The organism is Bradyrhizobium sp. Ghvi (assembly GCF_900115265.1).
Classification (GTDB): Bacteria; Pseudomonadota; Alphaproteobacteria; order Rhizobiales; family Xanthobacteraceae; genus Bradyrhizobium.
In genome coordinates this window covers 396,842-416,260 of the sequence record NZ_FOVU01000002.1, presented here as the reverse complement: position 1 = coordinate 416,260, position 19,419 = coordinate 396,842, and the positions used below count along the sequence as shown (strand labels likewise).

The following is a 19,419-nucleotide window of genomic DNA, read 5'->3' as shown; positions in this document are numbered from 1 at the left end:
ATCCGGGCTGGACGGTGGTTCAGCGCTTTGGAATCGCTGGGGAAATGCCCGCGCTCGCGCGTGCCGCGCGGAATCCCGGGCGGCTGTGAGGCTTCGGCAGGTCAGGAGGTGCGGGCGGGGTTCAGCCGTGCACGATCGCTTTCTCGATCATGCAATGGATGCCCTTGGACCCATTGACGGTCTGGGTGACCCGCAAATCGGCCGCGAGACTGCACAGCGTGTAGGCGTCCTCACGCGACAGACCCCTGATCTCGCCGAGCAGAACGATCATGTCGCGCAGCGCCCGCACCGCGCATTGGTCGAGGTCCGGGTCCATCGCCATCGTCATGTAGTGGGTCGGCGTTTCCGCTCGCGGATAATCGAACCGCAAATCCTTGCGCAGCGTCAGGCGGAAGCGGCCCTGCAACGCCGTCTCGATCGCGGTGACGCAGACCTCACCGTCGCCCTGAACGCCATGGCCGTCGCCGCAGGAGAACATCGCGCCGGGGACGAACACCGGCAGATACAACGTGGCGCCGGCGCCGAGCTCCTTGTTGTCGAGATTGCCGCCCATGGCGCGTGGCACGAGCGAGGAAATGCGGCCCCAGGCGGGCGGCGGCGACACGCCCATCACCCCGAAGAACGGTTTGAGGGGCAGGTCGAGGCCCCAGGGCATCCGGCCGACCATCCGGGTCTGGTCCAGCGGGATATTGAGAATGCGCGTCTCGTGGAAGTCGTCGGGCAGGGTGCCCGACAACGGCTTGATCAGATTCCAGCCCCAGTCCTGGCGCAGCCGGACGTCGAGGATCTCGACTGCGAGGACATCGCCGGGCTCGGCGCCTTCGACCGCGATCGGGCCGGTCAGGATATGGCCGGGGAGCATGCGTTCGTTCTTGGCATGAACCTCGAACATCTCCGGCGGAATGTGAAACTTGCTGCGGTCGGGCAAAATGTCCGGGCCGCCGCTGATGGTATCGACGGTCACCTCGTCGCCGCTGGCGATGGTGAGGACGGGTTTGAGCGCGGCTTCAAAGAAGCCCCAATGGCAGGTTTCGGGACTTGAATGCAAGTGGTGCTGGGTCATTTGCCGCGTCCAATCGGTTTCACGAGATCTCGCTGTTGCCGGGCTTGACCCCGCGATCGATCCTCTTCCAAGAAGATTTCTGAAGACAGGCGGGCGGGTCAAGCCCGCGTGTCACCAGCACGATCATTCAAGCGAGGTTTCTCCTGTTCTTCGTTCTTTCCAAGACGCTCGGGGCGGCCGTGTTGCCGATCAATCTTCTGGTCGAGCTCGGGATCATCGCGATCGTGCTGATGGCGACGCGCTTTGCCGGGCTCGGCCGGAAACTGGCCGCGATCACGCTGGTCATGCTCGCACTCGCCGCCTTTTCGCCGCTGGGCAATCTCTTGCTCTTTCCGCTGGAGTCGCGCTTTCCCCCGTGGAATCCGTCGCGCGGTGCGCCCGACGGCATCATCGTGCTGGGCGGCTCCGTCGATACCGATCTGTCGGCGGCGCATCACGCGCCGGTGGTCCCACACGCGGCTGATCGCCTGTTCGCGCCGGCCGAGCTTACGCGCCGATATCCGAATGCGCGGATCGTTTTCACGGGGGGTTCTGCGAACCTGATTTCGACCGGCCCCAGGGAGGCCGATTATTCGGTCCCGATCCTGGAAAGCATCGGCATCCCGAAGGAGCGTCTGATCGTCGAACGGGACTCGCGCAACACCTACGAGAATGCGATCTTCACCAAGCGCCTGGTCGCGCCGAAGCCGGGCGAGCGCTGGCTGCTGATCACCTCGGCCTATCACATGCCGCGTTCGATGGGCATTTTTCGCAAGGCCGGATTCGACGTCGAGGCCTATCCCGTCGACTGGCGGATGGGCGGTCGCGATGATCTGCTCTCTTTCACAAACACCGCCCGGGATGGTTTTGACCGCACCGACGTGGCCATGCGCGAATGGATCGGCCTTGTGGCCTACCGCCTCATGGGCAGAACCAGCGAGTTGCTTCCCGGGCCGGCCAAGGACTAGAACGGGGCTCAGAAGCAAAACGTCCGCGTCGGGAGGATGCCATGCAGCAGGAAGCCGCTGATACGATCGAGCTTAGCGGCCTCGTCGCCGATCTCAACAGCCTGTTGCGGCTGAAGACGACGGTAATAGGCATGAAGCTGTTCGCGCACGTTGCGGACATGGAGGCGATCCCGAAAATCCGGCGGCCGAACGCGATCCATACCACCGATCAGATCGTCAGCATGGCCTCGCGGCTCGGATGGACCGTCGGCATTACTGGAGAGGATCTTGTCGGCAGCCAGTGCCGCGCGGTGATTGGCCTGGCGCCACAGGACGAGAAATGGCTCGCGGGAGAAAACTATGTCGGCGTCTGGCACGGCACGGCAGAGGATGCGCGCAAGCGCCAGGAAGCTTTGGACGTGGTGCCGTTCGGTCGGTATCAGGCGCTCGCGGTCAGTCCGCTCGCAAGTGGCCGGCTCAATCCGCCCGACATTTGTCTCGTCTACGCGACGCCCGGCCAGATGATCATCCTGATCAACGGGCTGCAATATACCGGCTACAGGAAGTTCGAATGGGGCGTGGTCGGCGAGACCGCCTGTGCGGATTCCTGGGGGCGGGCGCTCAAATCAGGCGAGCCCAGCCTGTCCTTGCCATGCTATGCCGAACGGCGCTATGGCGGCGTGCCGGACGAGGAGATGCTGATGGCCTTGAAGCCTGCGCATCTCGCCAAGGCGATTGAGGGCATGAAGGCGCTGGCCAAGAACGGCCTGCGCTATCCGATCCCGCCCTATGGAATTCAAAGCGACGTCCGTGCCGGCATGGGCGTGAGTTACGCAAAGAAGTAAAGGCCGACCATGAGCTCTGCGAAGTTCGACATCATTGTCTATGGCGCGACCGGTTTCACCGGGCAGCTCGTCGCCGAATATCTGGCGGCGCATTACAAGGGCGATACCTCGCTGAAATGGGCGATGGCGGGCCGCAGCCTCGATAAGCTGAAATCCGTGCGCGACGCCATCGGCGCGCCTGCCGCTACACCGCTGATTGTCGCCGATGCCTCCGATCCGGCTTCGCTGAAGGCGATGGTGGAACACACGAAGTCGGTGATCACGACGGTCGGTCCGTATCAGCTCTATGGCGAAGAGCTGCTCGCCGCCTGCGTCGCCACAGGCACGGATTATTTCGATCTCTGCGGCGAGCCGATCTGGATGCGGCAGATGATCGACAAATACGAGGCTGCCGCGAAGCAAAGCGGCGCACGCATCGTGTTCTCCTGCGGCTTTGACTCTGTGCCGTTCGAGCTCGGTACGTTCTTCGTGCAGGAAGAGGCCAAGCGCGTGTTCGGCGCGCCTGCCGCGCGCGTGAAAGGTCGCGTGCGCGACATGCGCGGCACGCTGTCAGGCGGCACCGCGGCGAGTGCAAAGGCCACCTTTGACGCTGTTGCCAAGGACATGAGCCTCGTTGCCATCCTGAACGATCCGTTCGCGCTGACGCCGGGCTTTGCCGGCCCGAAGCAGCCGAAGGGTAACAAGCCGCTCGTCGAGGATGACCTGCAATCCTGGGCGGCGCCCTTCATGATGGCACTGATCAACACCCGCAACGTGCATCGCTCCAACATGCTGATGGGCTTTCCCTACGGCCAGGAGTTCGTCTACGACGAGATGGTTTTGACCGGACCCGGCGATAAGGGCGAGGCCAACGCCAAGCGCGTGATGGCGGCCAATGCCGAAAAGACCGGTCCGAGCGCGCCGAAGCCGGGCGAGGGACCCTCGAAGGAAGAGCGCGAGAACGGGCTGTTCAATCTGCTCTATGTCGCGATCGCGCCCGACGGCCGCGCGGTTCGCGCCGGCGTCGCCGGCGACCGCGACCCCGGCTACGGATCGACCTCGAAGATGATCTCGGAGTGCGCGATCTGCATGCTGCGTGATGCACCGGACGTTGCCGGCGGCTTCTGGACCCCGGGCGCGGCGATGCAGCATAAGCTGATCAAGCGGCTGCGGGATAATGCAGGCCTGACATTCGAGGTGGAAGCGTAAGGGCTACGATCCCGGGGAAGCGTAATCCGTGTCCGCAAAGTTCGACATCGTCGTCTATGGTGCGACCGGGTACACCGGCCAGCTCGTGGCCGAATATCTCGCTGAGAACTATGTGGGTGACGGGGCGCCGACATGGGCGATGGCGGGGCGCAGCAGCGACAAGCTCGCCTCGGTTCGTGATGCGATCGGCGCGCCTGCGGATACGCCGCTCATCGTGGCGGACGCAGCCGATCCTGCCTCGTTGCAAGCGATGGTCGAACAGGCGAAGCTGATCGTCACCACGGTCGGTCCATACCAGCTTTACGGCTCCGATCTGCTTGCCGCCTGCGTTGCGGCTGGTACCGACTACATGGATCTCTGTGGCGAGCCGATCTGGCTGAAGCAGATGATCGACAGGCATGAGGCGGCGGCCAAGGCGAGCGGCGCGCGCATCATGTTCTCCTGCGGCTTCGATTCCATGCCGTTCGAGCTCGGCGCGTTCTTCGTGCAGGAGGAAGCAAGGCGCGTGTTCGGCGCACCGGCGTCGCGCGTGAAAGGGCGCGTGCGCGACCTCAGCTGGAAGTTCTCCGGCGGCACGTCGGCGAGCGCGAGGGTCACGTTCGAAGCGGTTGCGCAGGATCTCAGCCTGGTGTCGATCCTCAAGGACCCTTCGCCCTCACGCCTGGATTTCAAGGGCCCAAGCAGCCGCGCGGCAACAAGCCGGTTTTCGAGGAGGACCTGCAATCCTGGTCCGCCCCGTTCGCGATGGCGACGTTGAACACGCGCAACGTCCATCGCTCCAACATGCTGATGGGATTCCCTTACGGCAAGGACTTTGTCTATGACGAGATGGTGCTGACGGGACCGGGCGACGAAGGGCTGGCCAACGCTAAACGCGTGATGGCCGCCAACAGCGAAAAGACCGGCCCCGAAGCGCTCAAGCCAGGCGAGGGACCGTCGAAGCAAGAGCGCGACGCTGGTCACTATGACCTGCTCTATATCGCGATCGCGCCCGATGGCCGTCAGGTTCGCACGGCGGTGAAGGGCGATCTCGATCCCGGATATGCGTCAACCGCGAAGATGATTTCCGAATGCGCGATCTGTCTGTTGCGTGACGCGCCTGATGTTCCAGCCGGTCTGTGGACGCCCGGCGCAGCGATGCAGCACAAGTTGATCAGCCGGTTGGTCGATCATGCCGGGTTGAGGTTTGAGGTGGAGACGAGCGGCAGCCTCGCAGACGCAGTCATGCCCCGCGAAGGCGGGGCATCCAATACTCCGCGGCTTCTCGGTTGATCTCAGGCGTCACGGAGTACTGGATCGCCCGGTCAAGCCCGGCGATGACACCGAGGTCGCCGGCTACGCCGCCCGCGCGTCATAGGCGTACATGAAATCCATGCCCTTCGATCCCAGCGGCAACAGCAGCTTGATCATCTGATTGCGCATCCACGCGCCGGTGGTGCTGAATTCGCGCTTGTTGTTGCCGTTACGACGGGCGATGGCGACGATCTTTTCCGCCCGTGGTCGCCGCTCGGCCTCGAAGGCCTGGAACGTGGCGGTCAGCTCCTGGCCCTCCTGCATCAGTCGGGCGAGCCGCATTGCATCCTCCAGCGCCAGCGAAGCGCCCTGGCCGGCGTGGGGGCTGGTCGCATGCGCGGCATCGCCGATCAGCAGCGAGCGCTTGCGCGACCAGGTCGGCAAGGTCGCGACGTCGAGCGTGTCGGTGACCACGATGTTCTCGGCTGCCTCGATGATGGCAGGGATCGGATCATGCCAGCCGTGATGGAAACCGCGCAGATGCTGCTTCAGCGTGCGCTCATCAAGGGCGCGGAACATCGCGGCGTCCATGCCATGCGCGGGCTGCGTGCTCCACCACATCACGCCGTCCTTTGGATCTGGACTGCAATAGCCGTAGCCGAAGAAGCCACTCTGCCCGAACGTGGTCTCGACGTGGCGGCCGACCGCCCTTCCGTCGAGCACGGCGTGCGGCACGAAGCCGCCAAAACCGATCAGGCCGGTGTTGAAGGGTTTTGGGCCATCCGGCACCACCTGGCGCCGCGTGACCGAATGCACGCCGTCGGCGCCGATCAGGAAGTCGCCCTCGGCGGTGGTGCCGTCGGCGAAATAGGCGATCACAGGCTGGTCGCCGCGATCCTCGATCTTGATCAGGCGCTTGTCGAAATAGAGCGAGACACAGGCGCACCAGGCCTTGTCGATCAGCATCTCGTTCAGCGTCGCGCGGCAGATATTGACGACCGGCTGGCCAAACCGCCGTTCCATGTCGCGGTTGATCGAGCCGAGCTTCTCGCCGCCTTGCGAGTAGAAATCGAAGGACTCCGCGATCGAGCCGCGGCTGATCAACTCGTCCGCGAGCCCGATCTCGTCCATGACATGCATGCCGTTCGGCGCGATCTGGAGCCCGCCGCCGATCCCTTTCGAGTAGGGCCAGGCTTCGTAGATCGCCGATTCGATGCCTGCGCGTCGCAGCAGGATCGCGGCAACCGGCCCGGCGATGCCGGCGCCGATGATCAGGGCTTTGCGGTGACGATGAGGCATTGGCTTGCTCCCGGCGTTTCCGTGGTGCTAGAGAAATTACGGTCGCTAATTCTCTTAGTGACTAAGATATATATCGACTAAGATAAGAGGTCGGCCTTGTCAAGGACGAAAGCGCGCGCGGCGTTGCTGGGGGAATTGGAAGAGGCGATGCGGCGCTCGTCCGCGCAGGGCGTGCTCTATGGGCAAACCGTTGCGAATGTGGCCGGAATTGCCAATTCCGATCTCGAATGCATGGACATCCTGTATTTGGAAGGGCGCGTGACCGCGGGCCGGCTCGCTGAGGTGACGGGCCTCACGACCGGGGCCATCACCGGCGTGGTCGACCGGCTCGAGAAGGCGGGGCTGGTGCGGCGGGAGCGGGACGAGGGCGATCGCCGCAAGGTCTACATCGCCGTCGTGCCGGAGACTGCCATGAAGATCGGCCAGCTCTACGTGCCGATGCAGCAGGCGATGGAGAAGGTGTTCAGTGCCTATTCCGAGGAGGAGCTGCGGCTGCTGCTGCGTTTCGCCAATGAAGGTTACAAGGGTGTGGTCGCGGCGACCGCGGCACTGAAGAGCCTGCTCGACACGCCGCCGGAGAAGCGCCCCGATCTCAAGCTGAAGAAGCGTCGTCCGAAGCCGTGATCTTGTAGGCCTGCGCGGCCGCGATCATGCCCCACATCGCGCCCAGCATCATCCAGAAGTGCCGCCAGTGGTCGGTGTCGATCACGAAGCTTTCGCCGACGGTGCCGACGAAGGCCGAGAACACCGCCAGATAAGCGCGCTGCCAGGGCACGCGGACGAAGATGTGCCGAAAGCCCGTGATCACGGTGGTGAAGACCAGCGCGGGGTAGCAGACGCCGGAGAGCCAGCCGCCGGACATGAAGGCATTCAGATAGGAATTGTGGGTGTCTTCGGGAAAGAAGCGGTGAAACTGTAATGGGCCAATGCCGAACGGCAGGTCGAGCGCCATCTCCGCACCCAGAATGTGCCGGCCGAACCGGCCGAAGCGGCCTTCGTCATAGCTCTGGTCGAAGCTCGCGCGTTGCTTGAACATCTCTGCAATGGAGTCGAATGACAGCAGGACCGCGATCAGCGCGAGGCCCAGCACTAGGGCGACGATGGCCATGATGATGATGCGCGAGCGCTGCGCATTGGTGCGGCTGGTCAAGACCATCAGCGCCAGCATGAAGGCGGCGGTCAGGATTAGCCCGCCCCAGGCGGCGCGGGAGAAAGCGAGCAGGATCGCCAGCGACATGACGCCGAAGGCGATAACGTTACGGAAGGCTTTGGGCAGCTTGTCCGAGACGACGCTTTGGAGCGCAAACAGCGCCGGCAGGATCAGGAAGGCGCCGAGCACGTTCGGGTCCTTGAACGTGCCGCGCGCGCGTCCGTAGAGCGTGAGGAGGTCGTCGCCGCCGGGAACCAGGTGGAAGTAGCCGGCGATGGCCGAGAGCGAGGCCACCATCGCACCGGCCACGAGGCCGCGGCGGAGCATGTCGAGCCGCGCCGCCGTATCCTCGGCGGTGACCATGGCGAAGAACACCACGGTCACCGCCATGTACCAGGAGGTCGCGATCCAGCTTGCGACCTCGGACCGGTCAAGCAGCGGGATCGCGCTGATGGTGTAGCCGACATTGAGCAGGACCAGGGCAAGCACCAGCGGCATCAGCACCAGCCGCAAGCGCAGGCCGGTGGCGAAGAAGGCCACCGTGGCGAGCAGCGTCGCAATCTCGTAAGGGCTCGGCTCGATGAAGACGATCGCGCCTGAAGCCCCGACCAGCCACATCAGCGCGCGCTGGAGCGCGAGCACGCCGGGCGCAGCCGGAGCGGTTATTTTTATTCCACCGGCTGTCGCCGCATAGGCCATTACACGCTCACGCTACTCGTACGCCATACGGCACGCTCCCGGCTTGACCGGGCGATCCAGTACTCCGCGGCGCGCATTGGAGAAGGCGGTGGCGCTGCAGAGTACTGGATGCCCCGCCTTCGCGGGGCATGACGGAGAAACTCAACTCAATACGCGTTCTCGCTCTTGGTCAGCAACGAGAGCGGCGTCTTCAAGAGAATGACGAGGTCGAACAGCACCGACCAGTTCTCGATGTAATAGAGGTCGAACTCGACGCGCTTCTGGATCTTCTCTTCGTTATCGATCTCACCGCGCCAGCCGTTGATCTGGGCCCAGCCGGTAATTCCGGGCTTGACGCGGTGGCGGGCGAAATAGCCGTCGACGGCTTCGTCGAACAGGCGGCTCTGGAGCTTGCCTTGGACCGCGTGCGGACGCGGCCCGACCAGCGAGAGATTGCCCAACACTACCACGTTGAAGAGTTGCGGCAGCTCGTCGAGGCTGGTCTTGCGGATGAAGCGGCCGACGCGGGTAACGCGCGGATCGTTCTTGGTTACGACTTTCGAGGCCGTTGGGTCCGCCTGGTGATGATACATCGAGCGGAACTTGTAGACGTCGATGCGCTCATTGTTGAAACCGAAGCGCTTCTGCCGGAACAGTACCGGGCCGGGGCTGTCGAGCTTCACCGCCACCGCAACCAGCGCCATGACCGGCAATGCGGCGAGCAGCGCGAGGCCCCCGACGATGCGGTCGAACAGCCATTTCATCACCAAATCCCAGTCGGTGATCGGTGCCTCGAATACGTCGAGCGTCGGCACCTTGCCAAGGTAGGAGTAGGAGCGGGGCCGGAAGCGCAGCTTGTTGGTGTGGGCGGACAGACGGATATCGACCGGCAGCACCCAGAGCTTCTTCAGCATCTCCAGGATGCGTGTTTCCGCCGAGATCGGCAGCGCGAACAATACCAGATCGACCCGGGTGCGCCGGGCGAACTCGACGATGTCGTCGACCTTGCCGAGCTTGCGTGCGCCGGCGCAGGTGTCGAGCGCGCGGCTGTCGTTGCGGTCGTCGAACACGCCGAGCACGTGGATGTCGGAATCCTCCTGCGACTTCAGCGCCTCGACCAGCTGCTCGCCATTGTGGTCGGAGCCGACGATGATGGTACGGCGGTCGAGCCGGCCCTGGCGCGCCCAGCTGCGCACCAGCGAACGAAGCGCGAGGCGCTCCGTGACCAGCGCAGCGAGGCCGAGGAAGTAGAAAGCGGCCAGCCACAGCCGCGAGATTTCGCTGCTGAACTTGGCGAAGAAGGAGATGCCGATGAACATCAGAAACACGAACGACCAGGACGAGATCATCCGCGTCATTTGCCGGAGCTGTCCACGGAACAGCTGCACCTGATAGATGTCCGCGGCCTGGAAGCAGACCAGGGCGGCGATCGCGACGGCGACGATCTCTGCGGGATAAACCCAGCTGAAGCCGGCCAGCGGCATCACGTAACTGAGATACACCGCAATGCCGACCACGCTCAGCAGGACAAAATCGACGGCGCGCGCGATGCCGGCGATGACGATCGGCGAATAGGCGCGGGCGACCTTCTGGTTGACGACTTCGAGTGCCGCGGGCGTCAGGCGGCGGCGGCGCTCGACAAAAGATTGGTCAGCCGGCTTGGCCGCCGCGCTGGCCGCGGCATCGAGCATCGATCGTGCGTTGAGCGGTTCCACGGGCGTCTACGTCCATTCCAAACACCTGTGGGCGTGGCCTTGCGCCCCAGGCATGCATCCCCTGGCACGTCGATTATCGGACAAATCGGAAGATTCTCTAAAGCCGGCTTAAGGGTGGTTAATGATTTGCAAACGCGTCGCGGTAACCCGCGAGGACGCCGTCGACCATCGCCTGCTGGGAAAAATGCGCCGAGATGCGTTCGCGCAAGGCGCACGCGCGTTGCGCCGTCGCCTGCGCATCCGCGAGCGCGGCGGCGATCGCCTCGGCCATGGCCTCGACATTGCTGGCCGCAAACAGGCCCGGGCTCTCCGGCCCGAAGATCTCGGGGATGCCGCCAACGCGTGCCGCAATCATGGGGATGCCGGCCGCCCCTGCCTCGATCACGACATAAGGCATGGAGTCCCCGCGCGAGGGCACGACCAGCAGCCGGCCTTTGGAGAAGCCATAGCGGGCCTTGACGTGGCCGATGAAGCGGATCGCGTCCACCAGCCCGAGCCTCTCGACCTGCGCCTTCAGCGCGGCCGTTTCCTCGCCATCGCCGCCGAGCGTCAAGGTGACCTTCTTGCCGTTCTGATGCAGCCGCGCGACCGCATCGATCAGGAGATCGGCGCCCTTGATGTGCCTGAACTCGCCGACATAGGCGAGGTCGGTGGCGTCATCGGCGATGACGACCGACTCGAACTCCTCGGGCGTCACGCCGTTGAAGACGCAATGCACTACGCCTTTGGGCGTGCCGACGATGCGCTGATAGGTGTCGCGGGCGAAGGCGCTCTCGAACAGGAACAGATCCGTCGAATCCATCAGCGTGCGCTCGAGGCGCGAATAGAACTCACCCTTCAAGGTGTTGAGGGGGTAGTGCAACGAGCCGCCGTGCGGGGTGTAGATGCGGATGGTGTCGTCGGACCGTCGCCGCATGCGGACGAAGGCGCCGGCCTTGGCGCCGTGGCCGTGCATGACGTCGGGCTTGAGCTGGCCGATCAAGCGCCGCATGCGAAGCCAAACGAGAAAATCGTCCGGCGAGGGTTCACGGCGGATCGCGAGCCGATGCACGCCAAGCGTCAGCCGCGGCGCAATTTTGGCGAAGGCTTTTTCGGCCCGCTCGCCGCCGGTGAGGCTGTCGGCGAGAATCCCGACATGATGGCCGCGATCGACCTGGCCATTGGCGAGGTCGAGGATATGGCGGATGATCCCGCCCACCGGAGCGCGCACGGCGTGCAGAATGCGAAGCGGCTGGTCGGGAGAGGGGGGCATGATCACCAGCGCTGGACGGCGAGTGCCGAACAACGTTCTCGAAATATCGAGACGGATTAAGGACCCTCATGGTTAACAAAGCGTGACGAACAGGCTGGCGTTGCCCGCCCGACGGCATGATTAACCCAGCGGCAACCTTAATGGAGTGTAGTCGGCCGCATTGAGGTGGACGAGTGGCGTTGCCCTGCGGGAGTGTTCGATGCGTTTAGCGTTCTGGCGTGCCGGCAAGGACAAAGCCGTCATCGAGCGGGCCGTTTCGAAGGCCAAGCCCCGCGTTGAAGCCAAGCCCGCGCCGCTTGCCACAAAGCCGCCAGCCGAATCCGGAGACATCGATCTGCACGCGCTCGGCGGGGCGCTCGCCCGCAAGCGCGGCTGGATCATCGTGCCGACGGTGCTGGCCCTCGTCGTGTCCGTTGCTGTCGTCAATCTTATCACGCCACGCTACAAATCCGAGGCACGTATCCTGATCGACGGTCGAGAGAACGTCTTCCTGCGGCCGAGCAGTGACCGCAGCACCGAGGAGCGGCAGGCGCTCGACCCCGAGGCGGTCACCAGCCAGGTCCAGCTGGTGCTGTCGCGCGACCTCGCGCGCGAGATCATCAAGAAGAACAAGCTCGCAGAGCGCCCCGAATTCGATCCGGTGCTGCAAGGCATCTCGCCGCTGAAGTCGCTTGTGGCGTTGGTCGGCATCGGCCGTGATCCGTTCTCGATGACCCCGGAAGAACGCGTGCTCGACGCCTACTACGATCGGCTTCAGGCTTACGCCGTCGACAAGTCGCGTGTGATCGTGGTCGAATTCCAGTCGCAGGACCCCGAGCTCGCCTCGCGCGTCGCCAATTCGATCGCCGACGGCTATCTCGTGCTCCAGCAGGCCGCGCGCCAGGACCAGGCCCGCAACGCCAGCCAGTGGCTTGCCGGCGAAATCGAAAATCTGCGCAAGAAGGTCTCCGAGGCCGAAGCCAAGGTCGAGGACTTCCGCTCCAAATCGTCGCTGTTCGTCGGCACCAACAACACCACGCTCTCGAATCAGCAGATGGGCGAGGTCAACACCCAGCTCAACAATGCGCGCGCGCTGAAGGCCGACGCCGAGTCCAAGGCCCGGCTGATCCGCGAGATGCTCCAGACCGGCAAGCCGATCGAGGCGTCCGAGGTCGTGAATTCCGAGCTGATGCGGCGGCTGTCGGAGCAGCGGGTGACGCTGCGCGCTCAGCTCGCCGAACAGTCCTCCACGCTGCTCGGCAATCATCCGCGCATCAAGGAACTGAAGGCGCAGCTCAGCGACCTCGACAATCAGATCCGCGACGAAGCGGCCAAGATATCGCGTTCGCTCGAAAACGACGCGCGGATCGCCGGCGGGCGGGTCGACGGCCTGACCGCGAGCCTCGAGCAGCTGAAGAAGCAGGCGACTTCGACCAATGGGCAGGATGTCCAGCTGCGGGCGCTCGAGCGCGAGGCCAAGGCGCAGCGCGATTTGCTCGAGACCTATCTCGCCAAGTACCGCGAGGCCAACACCCGCGAGACCATCGATACCGCTCCGACTGAAGGGCGGATCATTTCGCGTGGCATTGTTTCCAACACGCCGGCCTATCCGAAGAAGCTGCCGATCGTGTTGATCGCGACGCTGGCGACGCTGCTGCTCTCGTCCGGTCTCGTGGTTACCGGCGAACTGCTGCGCCAGACCGCGCCGCGCGCCGCTGCCACCCTCGCGCCGAGGGTTGATCGCCAAGAGCCGGTCGTCGAGGCGGTGGAGATCGAATCGGCGCCGCTCCAGCCGGAGATAACGGCCGATGCCGATGTCAGCGAATTCGCCGAAATCGGGCAGCTGGCGGAAAGCCTGATTGCGGCAGGAGCGGGTGCGAAGAAGGTTACGGTGCTCGGCACCGCGCCGGGCGATGCCATCACGCTGTCGACGCTGACGCTGGCGCGGCATCTCGCGCGCGCCGCGCGCGTCGTCGTGGTGGATCTGGCCGCGTCCTCGCCGACAATCGCCGCGGTATCCGTCGATCCGACGGCTCCCGGTCTTGCTGAGTTGATGCAGGGGCAGGCCTCATTTACGCAAGTCATCACGCGGGACAAGCTCTCGCGGCTGCATCTGGTCATGGCCGGCCGTCCCGGCTTCGACCGCAGCCTGCTGCAGTCGCCGCGCGTGACGCTGGCGATCGACGCCTTGCTGCGCGCCTACGATCATGTGCTCCTGGACGCCGGCAGCGCCTCCGATCTGCCGGCCGAACTGCTGACGGCGAACGCCCGCGCCGTCGTAGTACCCGACACGTCGATGGCGACGGACGCGCGCGCACTGATGTGCGAGCAGCTGAAGGCGGTCGGGTTCAGCGAGGTGACGATGCTGAGCAAGCCGGTGCAGCCGTCGGATGCCGGCGAGACGTCCCCGCGCGTGGTGGCCGCCTAGTTGGTTTCCCTTTTCCCCTTGTAGGAAAGGGCGGGCCTGCTACCCGAACGCCCGCCGCAGCTTGCGGGCCAGGTCGAACAGCATCTGGTTCTGCTTCACCAGTCGCTTGCCATGATTGAGCGAAGACATCGCCATCGCGGCGAATTTGCCGCGTGATGTCAGCGGCACAAAGCTGTCGAAGATCTCCTCGTCGTCCTTGCAGAACATGCGCTTGTAGTCATCCGAGCCGATACCGAGGTCGAGTGACCGGTAGCCGCGCTCGCCGTAACGGTCGATGATGTAGCGCATCAGGATCAGGCCGGGGCTATAGCGGGCGTGCTCCGACATCGTGTAGGTGTTGAACATCATCGAGAAGCGCTCACCGTCGCCGACGCCGGCGAAGATTGCGATCACTTCCTCGTCGCATTCAAGCGCATGGATATCGATGACGCGGCCTTCGCCACGCGGTGCGAGGCAGGCGCTGCGGATGAAATGCTCGACGCCAGGTTCTGCAAAGACATCAGGCAGCTTCTGCTCCGCCATCCGCGCCGGCTTGACGCGGAAGAACCAGTCGAGCAGGCGCGTGACGTCGGCGTCCGTCGTGGCAAGGTGGTAGCGATAGCCGGCGAGCGCCTGGAGCTTCTTCTCCTTGCTCTTGAGGCGGCGGCGCAAGGAGTTGCTGATCCGCGATGCGGGTGGACCACCGGGCTCTATCATCAGCAGCGGGCAGCGATTGACGGCGGTTTGCTGCGGCAGCAGCGCGAATGGGTTTTGCTGGTCGTGCCAACGTTTGGGCTGTTGCGTCAGGGCGAGAACGTCGACCTGGTCGCGCAGCGGAGCGAAGAGCATGTCGAGATCGGCGACGACGGCCTGTGCCGCGAACTCAGCGCTCCATAGCCCCATGTTGAAGGTCGGGTGCTTGCCTCCCATGAAGCAGGCCGTGCGCACGCCGTGGCCCAGGCGCAGTGCGAGCGGCAGCAACGCGAGCGGCCTGCGTTCGGCATCGCGCGCGATCACGACGAAGGGGCGAGCGCCTTCGCGCTCCCCGACCGATCGTTGCCAGGAGCCCAGCAGATCGAACCGCTGATAAGGTGTGAACAGGTGTCCGGGCTCTTCAAATGCGCGCCACACCGGCTCGGCCTCGGCGATGGCGCCGACGATGTCGACATGCGCGATACGGCTCGCTTTGGACCGCGCTGGCGATTCTGCCGTCCGGCTTTGCATCGCCGCAGCCATGGTCATCTGCGAAACCCGTCGAGAAAGCAAAAAATACGTATTTCGGCCTGTGGCCGACCTTTGCAAACAAATGTCAACAAAGGGTAATGACAATGGCTGAGGGAACGAGCCGCCGGCGAACGCGAGGGTGGGGATATTGGCACCTGATGACGGATGGCTGGAACGGTTGTGGCTCGAATTGGCCTGGTTCACCGGCCAGCCCCTGCTGCGCAGCCGTGGGGCCGGGGCGATCCTGCGCTTCGAGCGCGTGCGGCCACGGCGGGGCGATGCGTTCCAGCCGCTGCGCCATAACGAAATCACGCCGCAATTTCTGGATCGTGCCATTCGCGCGCTGAAGCGCTGGAATTATGATTTCGTCGGTATGGACGAGGTCTGCCGGCGCGCGGTGACGCTACCCGGGAGGCGGCGCTTCGTGGCACTCACCTTCGATGGCGCGAGCAAGGACCTGATTAGGTTTGCATATCCGGTGCTGGCGCGCCACTCCGTGCCGTTTACGATCTACGTTCCCACAGCCTTTCCCGACGGTGTCGGCGAGGCCTGGTGGCTCGGGCTTGAGCAGGTGATCGCGCGCGAGAGCCGCATCAGTCTGATGATGGGTGACAGGGAGCAGCGCTTCACCGTGACCGATAGTGCCGAGAAGCAGGCGCTATTTTCGTTTGTCGAAAGCTGGTTGCGCTCGCTGCCGCCGGCGGATCTGTCCGTCGCGATCGCCGATCTCTGTACGCGCTACCGAATCGATGTCGCGGCGCTCTCGCGCGAGGCGTCGATGGATTGGGAGGATCTGACGAAGCTTGCCGCCGATCCGCTGGTCACGATCGGCAGCGCGACCGTGAACTACCCCAACCTCGCCAACATGAAGGACGCGGCTGCGCTGCGCGAGATGACGATGGGAAAGGCGGTCGCAGAAGCATCCTTCCGCCGCGAGATCCGGCATCTGGCGTTTCCGTTCGGCGACCGCTCTTCGTTTCGGCGGAGCCACGTCGTGATGGCGGAAGAGGCTGGTTTTGTCAGTGCGGTGTCGACCATCCCTGGGATCGTCGATGCGGAAGGGCGAACCAATCTGCACGCGCTGCCGCGGATTGCCTGGGACGGGCGGGTTCGCTCGCTGCGCATGCTGCGGGTGCTGGTATCAGGTGTTGCCTTTGCGCCCGTGAAACCGACGAGCAGCGTTACGAGCTAGATTTGGCGCGATCGGGCCGTTGCATCCAGCTCACGATCGGCATCGCCGGCAGCACCCAGCCCATGCCGACCACTACGTAATAGATCGCCTGCCGCCAACCGGACTCGGCGATCCACGGCATCTGTGCGAGCGCCATGCCGAGCAGGGCCCAGACGGTGGCCAGCACCAGCAGCAGGATGGCGCCGAGGAACTTGCGGGTGCGGATCGTCATAGCGGGGACTTTACGGCTTTCGCGTAACTTGCGCTGCGGAAGCGGGGGACTATAAGGGGCACGCAATCCGGTTCAAGTCTCTTAGTCACAAAGCTTGGTTTGTCCCTGAAATGACGACGAATTTTGCTCCGACCAACGCCCATCGCGCCGTGCGCTGGTGGCTGATCTCCGTGGCCGCCCTGATCGCGCTGATGGTGCTGGTCGGCGGCGCGACGCGGCTGACGGAATCCGGTCTTTCAATCGTCGAATGGAAGCCGGTGACGGGCAGTGTTCCGCCGCTGTCGGAAGCGGCGTGGACCGAGGCCTTCGAAGCCTACAAGAAAATACCGCAATATCGCGAGCTCAACGCCGGCATGTCGCTTTCCGAGTTCAAGCAGATCTTCTGGTGGGAGTGGAGCCATCGCCTGCTCGGCCGGTTCATCGGCGTCGCCTATCTGCTGCCATTCCTGTTTTTCCTATGGCGCGGCGGTCTGGCGAGCGAGTTGAAGCGGCGGCTGTGGCTGCTGTTCGCCCTCGGCGGTCTCCAGGGCGCGGTCGGGTGGTGGATGGTAGCCTCGGGCCTCTCCGAGCGGGTCGAAGTGTCGCAATATCGGCTGGCGACGCATCTGGTGCTGGCGTTGCTGATCTTCGCTGGCATCGTCTGGACGGTGCGGCGTCTTGCCGATCGCCCGCAGCTTGTGGTCCCGGCGCGCCTGCGGTTCACGAGCGCGGTGCTGGTGATCGTGACCTTCATCCAGATCTATTTCGGTGCGCTGGTTGCGGGCTTGCGTGCGGGGCGGGCCTACAACACCTGGCCCGAGATCGACGGCGCGTTCATTCCGTCCGCGGAGCGGCTGTGGTTCGAGACACCGTGGTGGCGCAACATGTTTGACAACGTGCTGACTGTGCAGTTCGAGCACCGCATGACGGCCTATGCGCTGCTCATGCTTGTGGCGCTGCATGCATTCGACGCGATGCGCTCGCGCGCCGGATCAGCGGCGCGTGGCGCGCTCTGGCTGCTCGCGGCGGTGAGCCTGCAAGCCATGCTCGGCATCCTCACGCTGCTCAACCAGGTGCCGATCGACCTCGCGCTCTCGCACCAGGCGGTCGCGATCGTGGTGTTGACGTTGGCGGTGATGCAGGCGGAACGGCTGGCGTCGCGGCAATCCGCGGAGACGCAGCCACGCGCGGTCCCGGCGGGGCAGCCCGGCTGATCAGCAGTAGCCGTAGATGCCGCACGCGTAGGGCAGGCGCCAGAAGTAGTCGACCTGCTTCCCGCCGTAATACGCGCCCTGATAGTCGTAGTCCCAAGGGCGGCCGTAATAGCCCGGCAGCGTATGCGACCCCGGCAACAGCGGCGTGCCCGGCAGGTTTTCGATGTAGCTGCCGATGCCATAGGCCGGCGAGATCAGCGCATCCGGATCGGTCTCGACATAGACCTTCGGCGGTTCCTGCGGGGGAGCGGCGGCCCGCCGCTTCGGGTGGGCCGGCAAGTCGGCGGCATGTGCGGCTGAAACCGTCAGCATCACCGCCAGGGCAGGCACTATCCAGCGCAGCATCGTCGGCTCCGAATCAAAGGCGATCCAAAGTCGATGTATGCGGCAGATGTGGTTAACGACTGTTAACTGCAGCCGGGCTGGCGCGGAGACTTCAGGCCAGCGCCAAATCCCGGTGCGGATGGATAGTGGCGCAGCTCGCTAAGCCAGTGCCTGCTCCAGGTCCGCGATCAGGTCTTCCTTGTCCTCGATCCCGATCGAGAGCCGCACCACGTCGGGGCCGGCGCCGGACTTGATCTTGGCGGCGTCGTCAAGCTGGCTGTGCGTGGTCGAGGCCGGGTGGATCACGAGCGAGCGGGTGTCGCCGACATTGGCGAGGTGCGAGAACAGCTGCAGTTTCGACACCAGGCTGACACCGGCGTCGTAGCCGCCCTTGAGGCTGAAAGTGAAGACGGCGCCTGCGCCCTTCGGCGCATATTTGCGCGCGAGCTGGTTGTACTTGTCGCTGGCAAGGCCGGCATAGTTCACCGTGGACACTGCGGGGTGGCCGGCGAGGAATTCGGCGACCGCCTTGGCATTGTCGCAGTGCTTCTGCATGCGCAGCGGCAGCGTTTCGATGCCGGTGAGGATCATGAAGGCGTTGAACGGCGACAGCGCCGGGCCGAGGTCGCGCAGGCCCAGAACGCGGCACGCGATGGCGAAGGCGAAATTGCCGAACGTCTCCTGGAGGCGAATGCCGTGATATTCGGGGCGCGGCTCCGACAGCATCGGATATTTGCCGCCGCTCGACCAGTCGAAGGTGCCGGCATCAACGATGATGCCGCCGAGCGAATTGCCATGGCCGCCCAGGAATTTCGTCAGCGAGTGCACGACGATGTCGGCGCCGTGGTCGATCGGGCGGATCAGGTAGGGCGAGGCCAGCGTGTTGTCGACGATCAAGGGGACGCCCGCCTTGCGCGCCACCGTCGAGATCGCCTCGATGTCGGTGATGCTGCCGGCGGGATTGGCGATGGATTCGATGAAGATCGCCTTCGTGCGCGGCGTCACCGCGCGCTCGAAGCTCGCGATATCGTCGGGATCGGCCCACACCACATTCCAGCCGAAGCTCTTGAACGCATGCGTGAACTGGTTGATCGAACCGCCATAGAGTTTTCGCGCGGCGATGAACTCGTCGCCGGGCTGCAGCAATTGCTGCAGCACTACGACTTGCGCGGCATGACCCGAGGCCACCGCGAGCGCGGCGGTGCCACCTTCGAGCGCGGCGACGCGCTCCTCAAGCACCGCATTGGTGGGATTGCCGATGCGGGTATAGATGTTGCCGAATGCCTGTAGGCCAAACAGCGAGGCGGCGTGGTCGGCATCGTTGAAGACGAATGAAGTCGTTTGATAAATCGGAGTCGCGCGCGCACCGGTGGTCGGGTCGGGTTGTGCACCGGCATGCACGGCGAGGGTGGAAAATCCCGGAAGGCGATCGCTCATTGATTGGGTCCTGTTCTTGTGGCCTGAAATCGCGCGGCATGCTGATGGCCGCCGTGCTTCCCGTCAAGGCGCCGCGTCACTTCGGAACGATCGTGCTGCGCAT

General features: G+C 64.4%; 16 protein-coding genes and 1 pseudogene. 8 read left to right on the top strand and 9 right to left on the bottom strand.

All coding sequences use genetic code 11. The annotated features are described in order from the left end of the window. Positions 1-121: 121 nt before the first annotated feature. Positions 122-1,063 carry an acetamidase/formamidase family protein gene (locus BM374_RS08690; RefSeq protein ID WP_092290975.1) on the bottom strand — a complete coding sequence of 314 codons (942 nt, stop codon included), beginning with the start codon at positions 1,061-1,063 and terminating at the stop codon, positions 122-124. Between the two features lie 179 nt (positions 1,064-1,242). On the opposite strand from BM374_RS08690, the gene BM374_RS08685 reads away from it, so the two are divergent. The 4 genes and pseudogenes from BM374_RS08685 to BM374_RS08670 form a co-directional block, all read left to right on the top strand. Continuing rightward, a complete protein-coding gene (locus BM374_RS08685; protein WP_092290973.1) occupies positions 1,243-2,010 on the top strand; it encodes a YdcF family protein in 768 nt (255 codons plus the stop codon). A 41-nt stretch (positions 2,011-2,051) separates the two neighbouring features. Beyond that, positions 2,052-2,834: a DUF169 domain-containing protein gene (locus BM374_RS08680; RefSeq protein WP_092290971.1), complete on the top strand. Its 783-nt coding sequence runs from the start codon at positions 2,052-2,054 to the stop codon at positions 2,832-2,834. A 9-nt stretch (positions 2,835-2,843) separates the two neighbouring features. Next, positions 2,844-4,022: a saccharopine dehydrogenase family protein gene (locus tag BM374_RS08675; protein ID WP_092290969.1), complete on the top strand. Its 1,179-nt coding sequence runs from the start codon at positions 2,844-2,846 to the stop codon at positions 4,020-4,022. 28 nt (positions 4,023-4,050) lie between these two features. Next, a pseudogene (locus BM374_RS08670) lies at positions 4,051-5,219 on the top strand (saccharopine dehydrogenase family protein); the annotation flags it as partial. Positions 5,220-5,357: 138 nt separating this feature from the next. Here BM374_RS08670 and BM374_RS08665 read toward each other — a convergent pair. Continuing rightward, positions 5,358-6,554 carry an FAD-dependent oxidoreductase gene (locus BM374_RS08665; protein WP_092290967.1) on the bottom strand — a complete coding sequence of 399 codons (1,197 nt, stop codon included), beginning with the start codon at positions 6,552-6,554 and terminating at the stop codon, positions 5,358-5,360. 147 nt (positions 6,555-6,701) lie between these two features. Here BM374_RS08665 and BM374_RS08660 point away from each other — a divergent pair, with 147 nt between their 5' ends. Then, positions 6,702-7,178 (top strand): MarR family winged helix-turn-helix transcriptional regulator, encoded by a 477-nt coding sequence (locus BM374_RS08660; protein ID WP_177248226.1) that lies wholly within the window; start codon positions 6,702-6,704, stop codon positions 7,176-7,178. On the opposite strand, the gene BM374_RS08655 is transcribed toward BM374_RS08660, so the two are convergent. The 3 genes from BM374_RS08655 to BM374_RS08645 all read right to left on the bottom strand — a co-directional run bounded on the left by BM374_RS08655 (position 7,147) and on the right by BM374_RS08645 (position 11,349). After that, on the bottom strand, positions 7,147-8,403 hold the full coding sequence (locus BM374_RS08655; RefSeq protein WP_092290964.1) for an O-antigen ligase family protein: 1,257 nt from the start codon (positions 8,401-8,403) through the stop codon (positions 7,147-7,149). The two genes, BM374_RS08660 and BM374_RS08655, sit on opposite strands and share 32 nt — an antisense overlap. Before the next feature lie 146 nt (positions 8,404-8,549). After that, positions 8,550-10,097 carry an undecaprenyl-phosphate glucose phosphotransferase gene (locus tag BM374_RS08650; RefSeq protein ID WP_092290962.1) on the bottom strand — a complete coding sequence of 516 codons (1,548 nt, stop codon included), beginning with the start codon at positions 10,095-10,097 and terminating at the stop codon, positions 8,550-8,552. Positions 10,098-10,215: 118 nt separating this feature from the next. Then, entirely contained in the window at positions 10,216-11,349 is a 1,134-nt protein-coding gene (locus tag BM374_RS08645; RefSeq protein ID WP_092291874.1) for a glycosyltransferase family 4 protein, read from the bottom strand. 199 nt (positions 11,350-11,548) lie between these two features. Here BM374_RS08645 and BM374_RS08640 point away from each other — a divergent pair, with 199 nt between their 5' ends. After that, the gene (locus tag BM374_RS08640) at positions 11,549-13,756 is read left to right on the top strand and encodes a GumC family protein (protein WP_092290960.1); all 2,208 of its coding nucleotides are present in this window, start codon (positions 11,549-11,551) and stop codon (positions 13,754-13,756) included. A gap of 39 nt (positions 13,757-13,795) precedes the next feature. Here BM374_RS08640 and BM374_RS08635 read toward each other — a convergent pair whose 3' ends face one another. Continuing rightward, complete coding sequence (locus BM374_RS08635; protein ID WP_092290958.1) at positions 13,796-14,977, bottom strand: GNAT family N-acetyltransferase; 1,182 nt, start codon at positions 14,975-14,977, stop codon at positions 13,796-13,798. Positions 14,978-15,107: 130 nt separating this feature from the next. Between BM374_RS08635 and BM374_RS08630 the strand changes: the two genes are divergently transcribed. Beyond that, positions 15,108-16,151 (top strand): polysaccharide deacetylase family protein, encoded by a 1,044-nt coding sequence (locus BM374_RS08630; RefSeq protein WP_092290956.1) that lies wholly within the window; start codon positions 15,108-15,110, stop codon positions 16,149-16,151. Here the strand turns inward: BM374_RS08630 and BM374_RS08625 are convergent. Further along, positions 16,141-16,362 carry a DUF2842 domain-containing protein gene (locus BM374_RS08625; RefSeq protein WP_027529931.1) on the bottom strand — a complete coding sequence of 74 codons (222 nt, stop codon included), beginning with the start codon at positions 16,360-16,362 and terminating at the stop codon, positions 16,141-16,143. The genes BM374_RS08630 and BM374_RS08625 overlap by 11 nt on opposite strands. Before the next feature lie 110 nt (positions 16,363-16,472). Here BM374_RS08625 and BM374_RS08620 point away from each other — a divergent pair, with 110 nt between their 5' ends. After that, positions 16,473-17,555, top strand: coding sequence for a COX15/CtaA family protein (locus BM374_RS08620; protein ID WP_092290954.1), 1,083 nt, complete (start codon positions 16,473-16,475; stop codon positions 17,553-17,555). On the opposite strand, the gene BM374_RS08615 is transcribed toward BM374_RS08620, so the two are convergent. Together BM374_RS08615 and BM374_RS08610 are read right to left on the bottom strand one after the other, a co-directional pair. Then, a complete protein-coding gene (locus BM374_RS08615) occupies positions 17,556-17,900 on the bottom strand; it encodes a hypothetical protein (protein ID WP_092290952.1) in 345 nt (114 codons plus the stop codon). Positions 17,901-18,038: 138 nt separating this feature from the next. Then, a complete protein-coding gene (locus tag BM374_RS08610; RefSeq protein WP_092290951.1) occupies positions 18,039-19,316 on the bottom strand; it encodes an O-acetylhomoserine aminocarboxypropyltransferase in 1,278 nt (425 codons plus the stop codon). Positions 19,317-19,419: the final 103 nt, after the last annotated feature.

Coding starts and splice junctions, on each gene's coding strand:
- BM374_RS08690 (WP_092290975.1), bottom strand. CDS start 1,063: ATGACCCAGCACCACTTGCATTCAAGTCCCGAAACCTGCCATTGGGGC.
- BM374_RS08645 (WP_092291874.1), bottom strand. CDS start 11,349: ATGCCCCCCTCTCCCGACCAGCCGCTTCGCATTCTGCACGCCGTGCGC.
- BM374_RS08610 (WP_092290951.1), bottom strand. CDS start 19,316: ATGAGCGATCGCCTTCCGGGATTTTCCACCCTCGCCGTGCATGCCGGT.
- BM374_RS08655 (WP_092290964.1), bottom strand. CDS start 8,403: ATGGCCTATGCGGCGACAGCCGGTGGAATAAAAATAACCGCTCCGGCT.
- BM374_RS08620 (WP_092290954.1), top strand. CDS start 16,473: ATGACGACGAATTTTGCTCCGACCAACGCCCATCGCGCCGTGCGCTGG.
- BM374_RS08635 (WP_092290958.1), bottom strand. CDS start 14,977: ATGACCATGGCTGCGGCGATGCAAAGCCGGACGGCAGAATCGCCAGCG.
- BM374_RS08640 (WP_092290960.1), top strand. CDS start 11,549: ATGCGTTTAGCGTTCTGGCGTGCCGGCAAGGACAAAGCCGTCATCGAG.
- BM374_RS08665 (WP_092290967.1), bottom strand. CDS start 6,554: ATGCCTCATCGTCACCGCAAAGCCCTGATCATCGGCGCCGGCATCGCC.
- BM374_RS08680 (WP_092290971.1), top strand. CDS start 2,052: ATGCAGCAGGAAGCCGCTGATACGATCGAGCTTAGCGGCCTCGTCGCC.
- BM374_RS08660 (WP_177248226.1), top strand. CDS start 6,702: ATGCGGCGCTCGTCCGCGCAGGGCGTGCTCTATGGGCAAACCGTTGCG.
- BM374_RS08615 (WP_092290952.1), bottom strand. CDS start 17,900: ATGCTGCGCTGGATAGTGCCTGCCCTGGCGGTGATGCTGACGGTTTCA.
- BM374_RS08625 (WP_027529931.1), bottom strand. CDS start 16,362: ATGACGATCCGCACCCGCAAGTTCCTCGGCGCCATCCTGCTGCTGGTG.
- BM374_RS08675 (WP_092290969.1), top strand. CDS start 2,844: ATGAGCTCTGCGAAGTTCGACATCATTGTCTATGGCGCGACCGGTTTC.